The sequence below is a fragment of the Pseudomonas sp. YH-1 genome, from assembly GCF_051990045.1.
GTDB classification, from domain to species: Bacteria; Pseudomonadota; Gammaproteobacteria; order Pseudomonadales; family Pseudomonadaceae; genus Pseudomonas; species Pseudomonas nicosulfuronedens.
In genome coordinates, this window is record NZ_CP178184.1 from 3,999,391 (window position 1) to 4,014,655 (window position 15,265).

A 15,265-nucleotide genomic window follows, 5' to 3' on the forward strand; every position below is an offset into this window, starting at 1 on the left:
GGCGGCGCTGCTACTGGCCTGGAGTCAGGCGAAGGGCGGCGCGTTGTCGCCGCAGGTAGACGACGGCCAGGGCGTAGGGGGCCACTGCAGGAAGTGCGCAGACCAGGAACGGAAGCCTGAGGGAGTTCAGCGTCGGGACGAGACTCAAAGCCATGCTTTGCATGATGAAGGGGAGCGTACCGAGGATGCCGCAGGCGACGGTCCCGGAGACGGCGCTGATGGCATAACACAGGAGAATCAGCCATTGCCCGGTGTCGCTCTTGTCGGCGGGCTTCAACAACAGCAGTGCGTAGGCGAACGAAATCAGCGAAAGGCCCACGAGTAACACCGTCAAGGGCAGGCTGTTGGGGTAATGCTTGACCCCGTTCAGCAGATTGAACGCACCGGACAGTGCGCTGATGACGGACACCGCAAACATGATCAGGAGATTGACGCTACGCATGACGCTTCCTTGTGTTTGGCGATAAGCGTGGGCAACGAACGGGCTGTGCCGGGGGGGCGGGCAGGGTATTGCTTCAGTTCCTTGAGCAACCCTTTCCAGCGCGGGCCTGTTGACCATCCAGGGGTTCGGCTGGGTTGTGCGAAGCTTACGATGTCAGTGGGCAGCATTGCCATGGGGTGGCCAACGCGGGGCCGCTGCGTACAAGGGGTTGTTCCTGGCCGTCCGCCACCTTGCGAAAGTGCATAGCGACATTGCCCGGGCGCCAATAGCCTTGGTGCCGGCGCTGACATATAGTCGCGCCCCCCAGCGAAGCCGCCAGTGCCCTTCGGGCCTGTTTCCGGCGACGCGACCACTCAAGGCGCGAGGAGCACGCCAGCCATGAAAACAGAACAGGGCATCCTGCGGCTTTCCATCATCGTGACCGTGCTGTTGGCCGGTTTCGGGATTATCGTCGGCCTGCTTTCGGGATCCTTCTCCATCGTCTTCGACGGCGTCTATTCCCTGGCCGATGCCAGCATGAGCGGCCTGGCGCTGATGGTGGCCACCCTGATCCGCCGCCATACCACCGAGGGCGACGCCAGCCGGCGTCTGGCCGAGCGCTTCAACATGGGCTTCTGGCACCTGGAGCCCATGGTGCTGGCACTCAACGGCACGCTGCTCTCGGGCGTTACGCTGTATGCACTGATCAACGCCATCGGCCGGCTGCTCACCGGCGGCCATGCGCTGGAGTTCGGCTTCGCCATTCTCTATGCGGCGGTCGCCACGCTGGTCTGTTTCGCCCTGGCGGCGGTGCAGTTCCGCGCCAACAAGCGCATCGGTTCGGACTTCGTCGCCCTCGATGCGAAATCCTGGGTGATGTCCGGCAGCATTTCCCTGGCCTTGCTGATCGCCTTTCTGGTGGGTGACGTGGCTACCGTGAGTGGCTACGCGCATATCGGCCCTTATGTCGACCCGGCGGTGCTGGCGCTGATCTGCCTGGTGATCCTGCCGATTCCCTTCCTGACCATTCGCCAGGCGTTCAAGGACATCCTCCTGGTCACGCCGCCCGAGTTGAAGGAGCACGTCGACGAAGTCGCCGCAGCCGCCGTGGCTCAGCACGGGTTCCTGGCCTACCAGGCCTACGTCGCCAAGGTCGGGCGGGCGCAGCAGATCGAGCTGTACTTCATCGTTCCGTCGAACTGGCCGGCGCAGACGCTGGCCGAGTGGGACAGGCTGCGCGACGAGATCGGCGAGGCCATCGGCGGCGAAGGCCCCAACCGCTGGTTGACCATCGCTTTCACCACCGATCCGCTCTGGACCCGCTGAGTCGCTCACGCCCTGTCGAGCAGGGCAGGGCGGGTCCCGCTCATCCTCTGCGCCTTTGCGCTTCGCGCCAGGCGCCCGGGCTGCTGTCGTACCAGCGACCGAAGGCCCGGGAGAAACTCTGCAGATCCCCATAGCCGAGCCGGTCGGTGATCTGCGCGAGCGACAGTACCGGGTCGTCCAGCAGGTCGAGCGCCTTGTAGCGACGCTGCTCGTCGAGCAGCTCGCTGTAGCGCCAGCCGTGGCTGAGCAGCCGCCGTGCGGCGGTGCGCTCGGTCAGATGACGGGTCTTGCAGAAGGACTGGAAGCTCGCGCCCTCCGCCAGGGTGCCAGCGATATGGTCGGCGGCTTCGTCCAGCAGGGTTCGCTGGGTCTGCCCGCGCGCCTGCTCGACGATGCCGACCAGGGTCGCCTCCAGCTCGGGATTGGCTGGAGACAGCGGCTGGAGGAACAGCGCCGGTTGCAGCTGCAGCACCATCTCGGACACATCGCTGCACCAGTGCAGAGGCGCGCGCAGGGTTTGCTCATAGAGTTCGGCGTTCGCTGGAGCGTGACCGGGCAACTGGATGCCGAGCAGCGGGTCCTGGGCAATGCCGCTGGCCAGCAGCTTGCGGCGCAGCAGACTGCAGATGCCGACCAGGGTGTACTCGCGGCTCTGCCGGCCGGACAGCAGCGCGCCGCATTCGGAGAGAACCAGGGCGACGCTGTCGTCCTCGATGCGCAGTTCGATGTACAGCGAGCCGTTGAAGTAGGGGAAGTACCGGGCGAAGTAGGTGCAGGCCGCTTCCAGGGTCGGCGCCACATCGAACAGGTAGGTCAGGCCGTTGGTCAGGGTCGACACGAAGCGCTTGCCTGCCAGCAGGCCGATGGCGGCTTCGCCGCTGGCCCGCTCGGCGAGGTCCCAGAAGCGCCGGGAGAGAAACAGCGGCACGCGCACCAGCGGCGTGCGCAGCTCCAGCAGCGTCCGGCGCATGCAGGCCTCCAGCTCCGTGGCGGCAATCCCGCGGGCGAGCAGCTCTTCCATGGCTGGCAGTAGCGTCGGCGCGTAGAAGGCGTTGGACGGATGGGCGGAAGCTGGGCTCATTGCGTGAGAGGGCTCGGTGGGGCGGGCGGGACGACCTTACGCATTGCGCCTGGCACCGACAAGCCCGCGCGGCAGGCGCTCGTCGGCGGCGAAGATTGCCTCGATCATCGCTTGTGCTGCCGGCGACAGGCCGAAGCCGGCGCGGCTGACGATGCCGTAGTGCAGGCGCAGTTCGGGGCGATCCTGGGGGATGTCGGTGATCTGCAGCAGGGCCACTTCGCCATGCTGCACTGGGTCGTGCAGCGCCTCCACGGCGGCCAGGCCGACCGCATCGGAGCGTGCGACGATGTGCAGGATCGCGGCGAACTGCGCACATTCGATGTTCATGTGGAAGTCGCGTTCGCCGATCACCTCGGCCAGCACCTTGCGCAGCGGCGGCGGAATGCGGGTGCCGACGCGCGGGTAGTCGAGCAGGTCGGCCAGCTTCAGGTGCTCCGCGCCGGCCAGCGGATGGCCTGCACGGCAGAAGAAGCGGCCGGGGCGGAACTCCATCCAGCGCACCTGGTAATCGGGATCGTCGGCGAATTCACGGGCGTCGCCGACGAAGAATTCCACCTGTTCTTCCCTGAGCAGCTGCGCCATCTGTTCCCAGTCGCCCATCAGGAAGCCGACATCGATCGCCGGGTGAGCGCGGATGAAATCGGCCATGGCCTCGGGCACCAGCAGTTGCGCGGGATAAGGGCCGCAGCCGAAGCGCAGCTCGCCGGCATCGAGGCCGTTGTACTGCTGCAGTTCGTTGCGTAGCGAACGGGTACCGGCCAGCAGGCGCCGCGCGTGCTGCAGCACCAGCTCGCCCTGGCCGGTCAGGCGGAAGTCGCGGCTCTGGCGGTCCACCAGCAGGCAGTCGAGGTCGCGCTCCAGGGACTGGATGCTGCGGCTCAGTGCCGACTGGCTTAGGCCAATGGCGTCGGCAGCGCGCTGGTAGTTCTGGAAGTCGGCGAGGGCGGCCAGGTGGCGGAGCTGTCTGAGTTCCATCATGCGTCCTGCGCATAAAAGAGTTGAGTCGAATGAATTTGATGGATAGCAGAGTCAGCTGGTCTAGTAAACCGCCTGCCGAACCGGACCTATCCCATGTCGCCCTTGCTGTTCGCCTCCAGCGCCTTCGCCAGCACCATCCTCCTGCATGCCGCCCGCCTGGGGTTGTGCGCGGCGGAATTGCGCCTGCGCGCAGGGATTGCCGAGGCACAGCTGGCGGATCATCGCGCGCACATCCCGGCAGACCAGGTGGAGTGCCTGTGGAGCGAGTGCGAGCGCGCCAGCGGCAATCCGCAGTTCGGTTGCGAGCTGCTCAACAGCATGGCCACCCATTGCCTGCAGGGCCTGAACATCCTGCTGGATTCCGCCCCGGACCTGGGCACCAGCCTTGCCGCCTTCTGCCAGTACCTGCCCACGGTGACCAACTGCGTGCAATCGCGCCTGGAAGAAGAGGGCGAAGTCACCCGCCTGACCCTTGAACTGGTGCGTGACGACCTGCACCACTTCGGCCTGGATGCCGCGGTGCTGACCCTGATCCGCAACATTGCCCGGCGTGTCGGGCTGCCGGCGGCGCAGGTGTGCCGGGAGGCCGGCGTCGCTGCGCAACAGCGCTGCACGTCGACGCTCGTCGAGTGGGGCGTGCCCTGGCGGGTGGCGCCTTCGCCGTTCCTGCTGCTGCCCACGGCGCTGCTGGCCACGCCGCTGGTGGGCGCCAATGAGTTCCTCTACCAGAGCCTGCGGCGCCAATGGGGTGATACACGCAAGGACGGGGAGAGCGACGGCCTGAGTCTGGCGCGCATCTGGTTGCGTTCTTCCGACCAGCCCATCGAGCGTATCGCCGAGCGCATCGGCTACCGGCAGAGCGGCAACTTCATCCGCGCCTTTCGCAAGCGCTTCGGTGTTACGCCCAAGCAGTTCCGCCTCGGCCAATACCCGGCATGATCGAATTTTGTCGGTCCCGGCTTGTGGCTGCCGCGTCCGCTCCCTTCATGGTGGGCCGGCGGTACCCATCCTCCGGAGCCCATAATGACAAGAATCCATCCGGCCCCTGTCCCCCTCGCTTTCGTGGGGCAGCGCCAGCACTGCATCTGCCGACCTCTTCTGCTGGCCCTCGCCGTCAGTAGCGCCTCTGGTGCGCAGGCCACAACCTTCGAACTGAACGACGACTGGAGCCTGTCCACCAAGACCACCCTCAGTCTTGGAGCCAGTTGGTCGGCGCAGGACCCCGATCGGCACCTGATGACCCACGCCAACGCGGTGCAGGCGCAGCACATCGACAATGCCGACGGCACCAGTGTGAGCGCCGACGACAATCGCCTGAACTTCAAGAAGGGCGACCCCATCTCGCAGATGTTCAAGGGCCTCACGGACTTCAGCCTGGAGGGCGACGGGCAGGGCGCCTTCATCCGCTTCAAGTACTGGTACGACCATGCCTACGAGACCGGCGACGGCCGCTTCAAGGACTTCGACGACAGCGGCTGGCCGACCCTGGCGCGTTTTCATGGCTTCGACACCCTCGACGCCTACGTATGGAAGGACTTCGACGTCGCCGAACATCCGCTGAACCTCAAGCTCGGCAAGCAGGTGCTGTCCTGGGGTGAGGCTGTGCTGATCCAGAACGGTATCAATGTGATCAACCCGCTGGACTACAGCGCCTTCAACAAGCCGGGCGTGGACATCAAGGAAGGCCAGCTGCCGGTGGAGATGCTCTCGTTCAACCTCGGGCTGAGCGACAAGGTGAACCTGGAAGGCTTCTACCAGTACAACTGGCGGCCCAGCGTGCTGGACGGTTGCGGCACCTTCTTCGCCACCAGCGACGCCATCCAGCCCGGTTGTGGTCCGCTCTACCTGAGCCAGGTGCAGACTGACGCGCAGATGCAGGCAGGCGGCCTGTACGCCGCCCACGGCGATGACCAGGACCCGTCCGACCAGGGCCAGTGGGGCGTCGCCCTGCGCACCCTGATCAGCTCGCTGAACGATGCCGAGGCGGCGTTCTACTACGTGAATTACCACGCGCGACTGCCTTACCTGCAGCTCACCGCGCGCGACAACAGCAAGCCCGGGAACTTCCCCATCGGACGCGTACAGGGCCCCGTGTATGCCGCCGCGTTCCCGGAGAACATTCACCTCTACGGCCTGAGCATCAACGGCGCTCTGCCCGGCTGGGGCACCTCGCTGGCGGCGGAGCTGAGTTACCGGCCGAACATGCCGGTGGCGCTCAACGGCCCGGACATGAACGTGGCGATGATCACCGGCCCCGGCGGCAGTTCGTCGATCACCGACGTGTCGGCCAACGCCTCCACCACCGGCCAGACGCTGGACGGCTGGGAGCGCAAGCCGGTGTGGCAGATGACTGCCTCGGCCACCCAGATCATCGACAACGTGCTCGGCGCCACCCGCCTGACCCTGCTCGGCGAAGCCGGCGTGGTGCACGTGGGCGATGTCGGCGACGAGCGCCTGGGGCGCAACTCCGCCTTCGGCCGCAGCGCGCCGCTCAATGGCACGAAGTGCAACACCGTGGCCAGTGGCGTGACCAACCGCTACTGCACCGACGACGGCTTCACCACGCCCTGGTCCTGGGGCTACCGCCTGCGCGCCGGCCTGGAATACAGCGACGTGCTGCCGGGGGTGAACATGCTGCCCAGCCTGAACTTCCGTCACGACGTGGAGGGTTACTCCTACGATCCGGGCGGCCCGTTCCAGGAAGAGCAGATGGCCGCCGGCCTGTCACTGGCCTTCAACTACCTGAACGATTACAGCCTGGAGTTCGGCTACAACAGCTTCTTCGGCAACAACAAGTACAGCACGCTCGACGACCGCGACTTCTACAGCGTCAGCGCCAAGGTCGACTTCTGAGGAACCGCCCCATGCACCTTTCGAACATTACCGCCCTGGCGCTGGCCATGGGCCTGGCGTTCTGCGCCCATGCCCATGCCTCCGCCAATACTCCAGCCGATCTCGGCAGCAGCCTGACACCGGTCGGCGCCGAGAAGGCCGGCAACGCCGACGGCAGCATTCCCGCCTGGGACGGCGGCCTGAAACCCGACGCGGGGCAGGTCGACGCGAAGGGCGGCTACGCCGATCCCTACGCCGCCGAGAAGCCGCTGTTCAGCATCACCCCGGCCAACGCCGGGCAATACAGCCAGTGGCTCAGCCCGGGCGAGCAGGCGATGCTCAAGCGCTATCCGAACACCTACCGGATCAACGTCTACCCCAGCCACCGCAGCGCGCGGCTGCCCGACGAGATCAACGCGGCGACCCGCGACAACGCCAGCAAGGCCAAGCTTGCCGACGGTGGCAACGGCGTCCTCAACTACCAGCGCGGCGTGCCTTTCCCGCTGCCCAGCGAAGGCGTCGAAGCGATCTGGAATCACATCACCCGCTACCGTGGCGGCAGCATCGAGCGCACCTTCAGCTCGGCCAACGTGAAGGAGAACGGCGTCTACAGCCTGGTTCGCTCGCAGACCGACATGAACTACGCCGAGACCGTTGACGACCTGCCGCAGGACGCCAACCTGCTGTACCTGTTCAAGACCCGTGTGCTGGAGCCGGCACGGTTGTCCGGCGAGGCGGTACTGACCCACGAGCCGATGGACCAGGTCGCCGAACCGCGCGCCGCCTGGCAGTACATTCCCGGCCAGCGCCGGGTGCGCCGTGCCCCGCTGATCGCCTACGACAACAGCGCGCGCTACAGCGACGGCATGGTCACTGCCGACAGTCTCGATGGCTTCAACGGCGCGCCGGACCGCTACGACTGGAAGCTGGTGGGCAAGCAGGAACTGTTCGTGCCCTACAACAGCTTCCGCCTGTACGACCGCACGGTGAAGTACGCCGACATTCTCAAGACGGGCCATCTGAACCCCGACCTGGCGCGCTTCGAGAAGCACCGCGTGTGGGTCGTCGAAGCGACTCTCAAGCCGGGTGCCCGCCACGTCTACAGCAAGCGCCGCTACTACCTCGACGAGGACAGCTGGAACATCCTCCTCGGCGAGCTCTACGACAGCCGTGGCGAGTTGTGGCGCAATTACCAGTCCCACGCCATGCCGTACTACGACAAGCAGTTCACCTACGAGGCGCTGGCAGCGGCCTATGACCTGATCAGTGGGCGTTACTTCGTCAACGGCCTGATGAACGAAGAGAGCAGCGGCCTGAAGACCGGCCAACACGCGAAGATGAGCGACTACACTCCGTCCGACCTGCGTCGCTGGGCGAAGTAGCGTCGTGCCCCTTGCCCCGGCCGGACATGGCCGGGGCTCTTGCGCCGTCCTGGCAACCAGCGGCCCGCCATGATCGCTTTTTGTCCGCTGGGGCTGACCGCCGCCCACGCGGGATGCCGCACTCTGCTCCGACATCCGCCGTGGCGCCGCATGGCCGGGCGGTCCAACAAGAAGAACGAGGAAAACTCCATGCGCCATTGGCTGCCCGCACTCGCCATCCTGCCCCTGTTCGCCGGCCACACCTGGGCCGCCGCGCCCACTGCGCAGCAGGCCCGCGACCTGGCCGAAGCGGCCTATCTGTTCGCCTTCGCCACTGCCGAACACGGCAAGACGCTGCAGGCCATCGCCGCCAAGCTGCCGGTCAACTACCTGTACAACAAGACCACGCTGCTCGGCCCGGAAGACCGCACCGTGGTCTCGCCGAACAACGACACGTTGTACTCCTATGCGCTGCTCGACCTGCGCGAACACCCGGTACTCCTCGACGTGCCGGCGGTGCCGCAGCGCTACTACAGCTTTCAGCTGATCGACATGCGCACCAACAACCTCGACTACATCGGCACACGCGCTACCGGCCGGGCGGCCGGCAGCTTCCTGATCGCCGGCCCCGACTGGGACGGCCGACAGCCCGAAGGCTTCAGCGGCAAGGTGATCCGTTCGCCCAGCCGCATCGTCTTCCTGCTCGGCCGCACCGCCGTGGATGGCGAGGCCGATCTCGACGCGGCCAAGGCCGTGATGGATGGCTACAAGTTGCGCAGCACCCAGCCGACGCTGCTGCCGCACAAGATGGATGTGCCCGAGTACCTGCCGACCAAGGAAGGCCCGGCGGAAAACGCCTTCGTCGACTTCAACGGGCTGTCCGCCTGGCATGCCTGGAGCGCCGACGAGCAACAGCGCCTGGCGCAGTTCGCGCAGATCGGCGTGGGCACAGGCAAGCCATTCGACGCGAAGCAACTGCCGGCAGATATCGCCCAGGCCGTGCAGCAGGGTGCCGAGGCCGGGCGTGAAAGGATTCGCACCGCGAGCGAGCGCTTCGCCGCGCCGGTCAATGGCTGGCAGAGCTCTCCCGCCAACATCGGGCACTACGGCAATGACGACCTGACGCGGGCGGCGGTCGCCTGGAAATACATCTACGCCAACGACCCGGCGGAGGCGATGTACCCGCTCACCCGTGTCGACGCTGCCGGCCAGGCACTCGACGGCAGTCGTGCCTACACCCTGCATTTCGCTCCCGGGCAGTTGCCGCCGGTCGATGCGTTCTGGTCCATCACGCTTTACGACGGCAAGACCCAGATGCTCTCGGCCAACGCACTCAACCGCTACGCCATCAACAGTGCCAGCAACCTGAAACGGGATGCCGACGGTGGCCTGACCCTGAACATCCAGCATGCCCAGCCGGCCAGCAGCGACAACTGGCTGCCGGCGCCGCAGGGACCGTTCAACCTGATCCTGCGCATGTACCTGCCGCAGGAAAAAGCGCTCAAGGGCGATTACCAGCCGCCGGCCGTGCAGCCCGTCAACAGCCAGGAGTAAGCCATGCCACCGATTCTGACCCGCCGCCGTTTCCTCGGCGCCAGCGGCGCGCTCGGCTTTGGCCTGGGCTGCGTACCGAGCTGGCTGCTGGCCGCACCCGACGCGCTGGAAAGCGACCCGGCCGTGTACCAGGACATCGTCCGTCAGGCGTGGATCTACGCCTACCCGATGCTGATGCACTACCAGACGATGCACAAACAGGCACTGGATGCCGCTTCGCCCGAGTACGTCGGCGGTTTCGGTGTGTTCCGCCATTACAGCGAACTCTTCACCCCGAAGAATCGCGACGTGGTAACCCCCAACAACGACACGCCGTACTCCTGGGCCTGGCTCGACCTGCGCGCCGAACCCTGGGTGCTCAGCGTCCCGGCGGTGGCGGACGACCGTTACTACGTGCACCAGCTGGTGGACCAGTACACCTTCAACTTCGGCTATGTCGGCGTGCTCAGCACCGGCCGCGAAGCGGGCGACTACCTGATCGCCGGGCCGAACTGGAAAGGCCAGACGCCCGCCGGCATACGCCAGGTGCTGCGCAGCGAGACGCAGATCGCCATGGTCCTGGGGCGCACCGGCCTGCGCAGTGCCGACGACCTGCCGGCGGTGCGCGAACTCCAGCAGCAGTACCGTCTGCGGCCGCTGCACGACTTTGCCGGTAGCTCGGCGCCTGCTGCCGCGCCGGCGGTGCAATGGCTGCCGTGGGAACTGCCGCGCGATCTCGGCGCGGGATTCATTGCGCACCTGAACCAGATTCTCGCCTTCTGCCCGGTGGACCCGAGCGAGGTGGAGTTGCGCCAGCGTTTCGCTCGCGCCGGCATCGGAGCGGGGCTGCCGTTCAACCCGGCCACACTGAGCCCGGCCCAGCGCCAGGCATTGGCTGCCGGCATCCAGCAGGGCATGGAGGAGCTGAAGGCCAAGGGCGCCACACTGCGTTCCTCCGCCGGGCTGTTCGGCACCCGCGCGGCGATGCACAACGACTACCTGAGCCGTGCCGCGGCGGCGGCCAGTGGTATCTACGGCAACAGCGTGGAGGAGGCGATCTACCTTGGCAGCCGCCAGGACAGCACGCAGCAGCCGCTACAAGGCGGACAGCGTTATCGCCTGCGCTTCGCACCGGGGCAGTTGCCGCCGGCCAGGGAGTTCTGGTCGCTGACGCTCTACGATCTGCCCGACCGGCAGTTGGTCGATAACTCCATCCAGCGTTACTGCCTGAGTAGCCGCGATCCCCTGGTGCACGATGCCGATGGTGGGGTGACGCTCTATATCCAGGCCGACTCGCCCAGCCAGGAGCACGAGGCAAACTGGCTGCCGTCGACCCGCCAGGGGCCGTTCAACCTGATCCTGCGGATCTACGGGCCGGAGCAGCCGGTGGTGGCCGGGCAGTGGACCCTGCCGGGCATCGAACGGGTCTGACTCCGGCCAGCAGCCGAGCCCGTTCCTCGGGCTCGTCTAGCGGCCCACGACGCTTGCCCAGCGTTCACGCGGCAGCTCGTAGCAAAGCCAGGCAGCGGGCGTGCCGGAGAGGTCCAGTTGCGCCTCGTACGCCAGCCTCGCGCCGAGCTTTGTGGTTCCTTTCTGCGAGCGGATGTTGCTCGGCGCGATGTGGAACCACACGCGCTCAAAACGCTGGAAGGCATGACCGAGCATCAGCGACTTCAGCTCGCGGTTGGTCGCGCCGCCCCAGTAGCGGTGATTGATGAAGGTGAAGCCGATGCCGATGTCGTCCGGCTGGTCCGGCACCGGGTAGTAGCGCGAGCAGCCGATGGCTTCTCCGCTCTGCCGGTCGAGGATCAGCAGGCAGCCCCCGGCCTGTACCAGGAACTGGAAGTAGGGCTCGAATACCTCGTGGCGATAGCGCTCGGTGGCCGGGTGACCGGCCCAGGTTTCCGGCGAGTTGGCGGCGGCGAACAGCGCCTGGAAATCATCGGCGCGTAGCGGACGTAATTGCAGGGTGTCGCCGAGCAGGGTCGGCTGGTCATCGAAGGCGGTCATGCCGGGCTCCAGGGTGGCTGGAGCCCAGCTTACGGGCGGAAGGGTCCATAGCAGAGTGCCAATCGCGGGCACTTCGACAGTGCCAATCAGTGCTCAGTCAGCGCAGATGCCGAGGATCGCCCGCGCCGCGGCTTCGGTGCCTCGCGAGGCCTGCATCTGCTCGCGAACGGTGCCGAGGCGTTGCTCCATGGCCTTGTCGGCGAGCAGTTCGGCCAGTGCGCCGGGCAGCGCCGCCAGCGGGTTCTCGAAGCGCGGCAGGTAGCGCGCCACGCCGACTTCCTCGGCGCGCCGGGCGTTGTCGTGGCCGTCCCAGCAGTAGGGGATGATCACCGACGGCAGGCCGAAGTACAGCGCCTCGCAGAAGCTGTTGTTGCCGCCGTGGTGGATGAACAACTGGCACTCGCGCAGCACCGCTGGCTGCGGGTACCAGCTGTCGAGGTAGACGTTGTCCGGCACCGTGTCGTAGTGCTCGCGGTAGGCGCCGACGTTGATCAGGAAGCGGTAGGGCAGTTGGGCCACGGCGTCGATCAGCCGGCGCATCATTGCCACGTCGGCGGCGCCCAGGCTGCCGAAGCTCACATAGATCAGCGGCGCCTCGTCGTGTCGGGGGAACTGCGGTGGGATGTACGGTGCCTCGCTGCGCACGCAGCCGTCTAGGTACAGGTAGCGTTCCGCCGGCAGCGGTTTCTCGCGTTCGTAGCGCACCGGCGTCGGCGACAGCAGCAGGTTGAGCCAGGGCGAGTCTTCGAGGAACTGGCCGGCGGGCAGGGCGGGGTGGCCGCAGTCGGCAAGGAAACGGGCGAAGCGCTCGTGCGCCGGCTTTGTCGCTTGCAGGTAGTGTTCGCGATAGGTCTCACAGGCCTGCGCATCACTGCTGCTGGCACCGGACAGGTACGGTGGCACGGCGGTATCGGGCAACTCGGTTTCCGCACAGGAGACCATGCGTACCCAGGGGCAGCCCGCGGCGGCGATGGCCGGGAAGCTGACCACGTTGTCCAGCACGATGGCATCGGGCTTGAGTCGGGCGAGCAACTGCTGCAGCGGTTTTTCCGACTCGATGGCGGTGTCGATGATGGCTTCCCAGGCCGGCGCCACGTAGCTGTCGATCTGCGCCAGGGGCGGTTGGTCGAAGTACGGCACGTTGCGCTCGATGAAGCGCTCCCAGTAGTGCTGGTGGTCGGCGGCGGACAGCGGCGAGTCCAGCTGCAGCGGGTACTCGGCGAAACCGTACTCGGCGAATATCCCCTGGAAATGCGCATGGCAGATGAACACCGGGCGCGCGCCGAGTTCGCGCAGGGCCTGGGCGATGCCGATGCAGTTCAGCGCGGCGCCGAAACTGGCCTCGGGGAAGAAGGCGACGGTTCTTGTTCTTTGCGTCATGGGCACATCCGGGCGTTGCTCACGGGCACTGCGTGAAACTGATACTGCATTTTTTCGTTAAAAAAAACACCGTGAATGAAAAATACTTAGCGGCGCGCCCCGGCGAATGACTGCGGAATCCCGCGGTTGGCGGTCTGCGGACGTTGAGCGAAGGACAGTCGCAGGTGCAGGCGCATCAGGTCGGCGGCGATTTCCAGCTGTCCACGCTCGATCTGCTCGATGATCTTCAGGTGCTCGCGCAGGGCTTCCTGCAGACGGTGCACGCTGACCATCGGCAGCAGGTTGGGCAGGCGGCGCAGGCGCTGGTGCTGCAGCAGCGAGTCGCCAACGAAACGGTTGCCGCAGCCCTGGGCGATCAGTTCATGGAAACCGATGTCCAGTTCACGGAACTGTGCCACGTCGAAGCGCTCAATGGGCGCGCCGAGCAGTTCTTCCATGGCGCCGCGCAGCAGGGCGAGGCGTGCGAGATCGGGGTCGAAACCGGGGGCGAGCAGGGCTTCGGGCTCCAGGATCAGGCGGTAGCGCAGGCTGTCTTCCAGCGCCGCGAGGTTGTTCAGCAAGGGGCGGAACGACCAGCTCTGTCCGGCGCCGCGCTCCAGTACCTGGTCTTCGCTGAGCTGCGCCAGCACCTTCTGCGCGGCGGCGCGGCCGATGTCGTAGCGGCGCATCAGCTCGCTGGCGCTGAGGCTGTTGCCCAACCGCCCGGCCATGCGGTCGCGCAGTACCGAGGCGGCCAGCGCTTCCTCCTCGGCCTGGGGCAGGGCGGGGCCGAGCACCTGGGCGGAAGGGTCGGCGGCGAGGCGATAGCCCTTGCCCGGTTCGTGGGCCACCAGTTGCTGTTCCAGCAGCAGATCCAATCCTGCGCGGATCAGCGTGCGCGACACGCCAAAAGTGCGCGCCAGCTGTTGTTCCGAGAGCGCGTCGCCTTCGCCCAGTCCGCTGTCCTGGGCGTGCTCGATGACGCGCCGGGCGAGTTCCAGGTGATTGGTGCGCGGTTTTTTCTCAGTGACGTTGCTCAAGCCGATGCTCTCCAGCGGGCCCGTGGCAGAGGGCGAGCCCCTTATGCCACAGCGGGGGTGGTGCAACAAGAATGCAAGAAAGTATTGACTTCGCCAGTGGTTCGGTTTTTATTTTGAAAAAAAGACATGTAGTACGCTTTTCGTTCCGCTGCCGTCGACACACAAAAACAACCATCGTCAGGTGCGCAAGATGAAGCTGAAGACCATGCTCTACGCAGGGGCAACCCTCGCGCTCACGCTGTCCGCCACCACGGCCAGCGCCAAGGATCTGGTGATCTCCATCTGGGACGGCTACATGGCCCCGGACAATCTGGAGAAGTTCCAGAAGGCCACCGGCCTTGAAGCCGACAAATCCCTCCACGCCACCAACGAAGAGATCATGGGCAAGCTCATGGCCTCCGGCGGCGAAGGCTATGACGTGGTGTTCGTTTCCTCGCCCTTCGCCGAGATCCTGCACAAGCAGGGCTTGCTCGCCGAGATCGATCCGGCCAAGGTGCCGAACCTGAAGAATCTCTACCCCGAAGCGCAGAAGCTCGAGTACGACGTCGGCAACCATTTCTCCGTGCCTTACACCTGGGGCACTACCGGTATCTGCTACCGCTCGGACAAGGTCAGCCCGGCGCCGTCGAGCTGGAGCGACCTGCTCAAGCCCTCCGATGCCCTCAAGGGCAAGACCACCATGCTGGCCACCGACCGCTGGCTGCTCGGTGCCGGCTTCCTGGCCAACGGCTGGTCGGTGAACGACGGCAACCCGGATCAGATCAACGCGGTACGCGACCAGCTGATCGCCACCAAGAAGCGTCTGCTGTCCTTCGACGACACCACCTTCTACTCCAAGCTGGCTTCGGGCGAGGCGCTGATGGCCCACGCCTGGGATGGCTGGTGCAACTACGGCACCCAGGCCAACGAGTCGATCAAGTTCGTCGTGCCCAAAGAGGGCTCCGACCTCTGGGTGGACACCATGGTCGTGCTGAAAAGCTCGAAGAACCCCGACGCCGCCTACCGCTTCATCAACTACATGCTGGAGCCGGCGAACCACGCCTGGGTCGCGGAGAACATCCTCTACAAGGTGCCCAACCAGGCGGCGATGGCGACCCTGAAGCCGGACCTGCTGGCCAAGTACCCCAACCTCACCACCACGCCGGCCGAGCTGGTCAAGCAGCAGCAGCTGCGTGACGTCGGTGGTTCCACGCAGAAGGCCTACACCCGCGCCGTGACCGAGATCATGGCGGCCCAGTAAGGCTGCGGAGGGGCGTCGCGCCGGCGCCCCGCAACGCTCTCCGGAATAACCCTGAAGCACCCCGCCTGGCGTGGGGTTGGGGGA

The 15,265-nt window shown here is 66.1% G+C and carries 13 protein-coding genes; 7 read left to right on the forward strand and 6 right to left on the reverse strand.

What is annotated here, in order from left to right; all coding sequences use genetic code 11:
* Positions 1 to 10: 10 nt before the first annotated feature.
* The gene (locus tag ACKI1H_RS18475) at positions 11 to 442 is read right to left on the reverse strand and encodes a hypothetical protein (RefSeq protein ID WP_440465872.1); all 432 of its coding nucleotides are present in this window, start codon (positions 440 to 442) and stop codon (positions 11 to 13) included.
* Positions 443 to 820: 378 nt separating this feature from the next.
* Between ACKI1H_RS18475 and ACKI1H_RS18480 the strand changes: the two genes are divergently transcribed.
* A complete protein-coding gene (locus tag ACKI1H_RS18480) occupies positions 821 to 1,747 on the forward strand; it encodes a cation diffusion facilitator family transporter (protein WP_440465873.1) in 927 nt (308 codons plus the stop codon).
* 40 nt (positions 1,748 to 1,787) lie between these two features.
* Here ACKI1H_RS18480 and ACKI1H_RS18485 read toward each other — a convergent pair whose 3' ends face one another.
* Complete coding sequence (locus ACKI1H_RS18485; protein ID WP_440465874.1) at positions 1,788 to 2,828, reverse strand: AraC family transcriptional regulator ligand-binding domain-containing protein; 1,041 nt, start codon at positions 2,826 to 2,828, stop codon at positions 1,788 to 1,790.
* Positions 2,829 to 2,864: 36 nt separating this feature from the next.
* A complete protein-coding gene (locus ACKI1H_RS18490) occupies positions 2,865 to 3,803 on the reverse strand; it encodes a LysR family transcriptional regulator (RefSeq protein WP_440465875.1) in 939 nt (312 codons plus the stop codon).
* A gap of 96 nt (positions 3,804 to 3,899) precedes the next feature.
* Here ACKI1H_RS18490 and ACKI1H_RS18495 point away from each other — a divergent pair, with 96 nt between their 5' ends.
* The 5 genes from ACKI1H_RS18495 to ACKI1H_RS18515 all read left to right on the forward strand — a co-directional run bounded on the left by ACKI1H_RS18495 (position 3,900) and on the right by ACKI1H_RS18515 (position 10,963).
* Positions 3,900 to 4,745: an AraC family transcriptional regulator ligand-binding domain-containing protein gene (locus tag ACKI1H_RS18495; RefSeq protein ID WP_440465876.1), complete on the forward strand. Its 846-nt coding sequence runs from the start codon at positions 3,900 to 3,902 to the stop codon at positions 4,743 to 4,745.
* 84 nt (positions 4,746 to 4,829) lie between these two features.
* Positions 4,830 to 6,659, forward strand: coding sequence for a DUF1302 domain-containing protein (locus ACKI1H_RS18500; protein ID WP_440465877.1), 1,830 nt, complete (start codon positions 4,830 to 4,832; stop codon positions 6,657 to 6,659).
* 11 nt (positions 6,660 to 6,670) lie between these two features.
* Positions 6,671 to 8,020 carry a DUF1329 domain-containing protein gene (locus ACKI1H_RS18505; RefSeq protein WP_138525678.1) on the forward strand — a complete coding sequence of 450 codons (1,350 nt, stop codon included), beginning with the start codon at positions 6,671 to 6,673 and terminating at the stop codon, positions 8,018 to 8,020.
* 189 nt (positions 8,021 to 8,209) lie between these two features.
* Positions 8,210 to 9,553, forward strand: a complete 1,344-nt coding sequence (locus ACKI1H_RS18510) for a DUF1254 domain-containing protein (protein ID WP_440465878.1) — start codon at positions 8,210 to 8,212, stop codon at positions 9,551 to 9,553.
* Positions 9,554 to 9,556: 3 nt separating this feature from the next.
* Positions 9,557 to 10,963, forward strand: coding sequence for a DUF1254 domain-containing protein (locus tag ACKI1H_RS18515; RefSeq protein ID WP_440465879.1), 1,407 nt, complete (start codon positions 9,557 to 9,559; stop codon positions 10,961 to 10,963).
* A gap of 36 nt (positions 10,964 to 10,999) precedes the next feature.
* Here ACKI1H_RS18515 and ACKI1H_RS18520 read toward each other — a convergent pair whose 3' ends face one another.
* The 3 genes from ACKI1H_RS18520 to ACKI1H_RS18530 form a co-directional block, all read right to left on the reverse strand.
* Entirely contained in the window at positions 11,000 to 11,542 is a 543-nt protein-coding gene (locus tag ACKI1H_RS18520; protein ID WP_440465880.1) for a GNAT family N-acetyltransferase, read from the reverse strand.
* Positions 11,543 to 11,635: 93 nt separating this feature from the next.
* A complete protein-coding gene (locus tag ACKI1H_RS18525; RefSeq protein WP_138525682.1) occupies positions 11,636 to 12,922 on the reverse strand; it encodes a glycosyltransferase in 1,287 nt (428 codons plus the stop codon).
* Between the two features lie 86 nt (positions 12,923 to 13,008).
* Positions 13,009 to 13,941: a GntR family transcriptional regulator gene (locus ACKI1H_RS18530; RefSeq protein ID WP_138525683.1), complete on the reverse strand. Its 933-nt coding sequence runs from the start codon at positions 13,939 to 13,941 to the stop codon at positions 13,009 to 13,011.
* A gap of 190 nt (positions 13,942 to 14,131) precedes the next feature.
* On the opposite strand from ACKI1H_RS18530, the gene ACKI1H_RS18535 reads away from it, so the two are divergent.
* The gene (locus ACKI1H_RS18535; protein WP_017519222.1) at positions 14,132 to 15,181 is read left to right on the forward strand and encodes a polyamine ABC transporter substrate-binding protein; all 1,050 of its coding nucleotides are present in this window, start codon (positions 14,132 to 14,134) and stop codon (positions 15,179 to 15,181) included.
* Positions 15,182 to 15,265 lie beyond the last annotated feature (84 nt).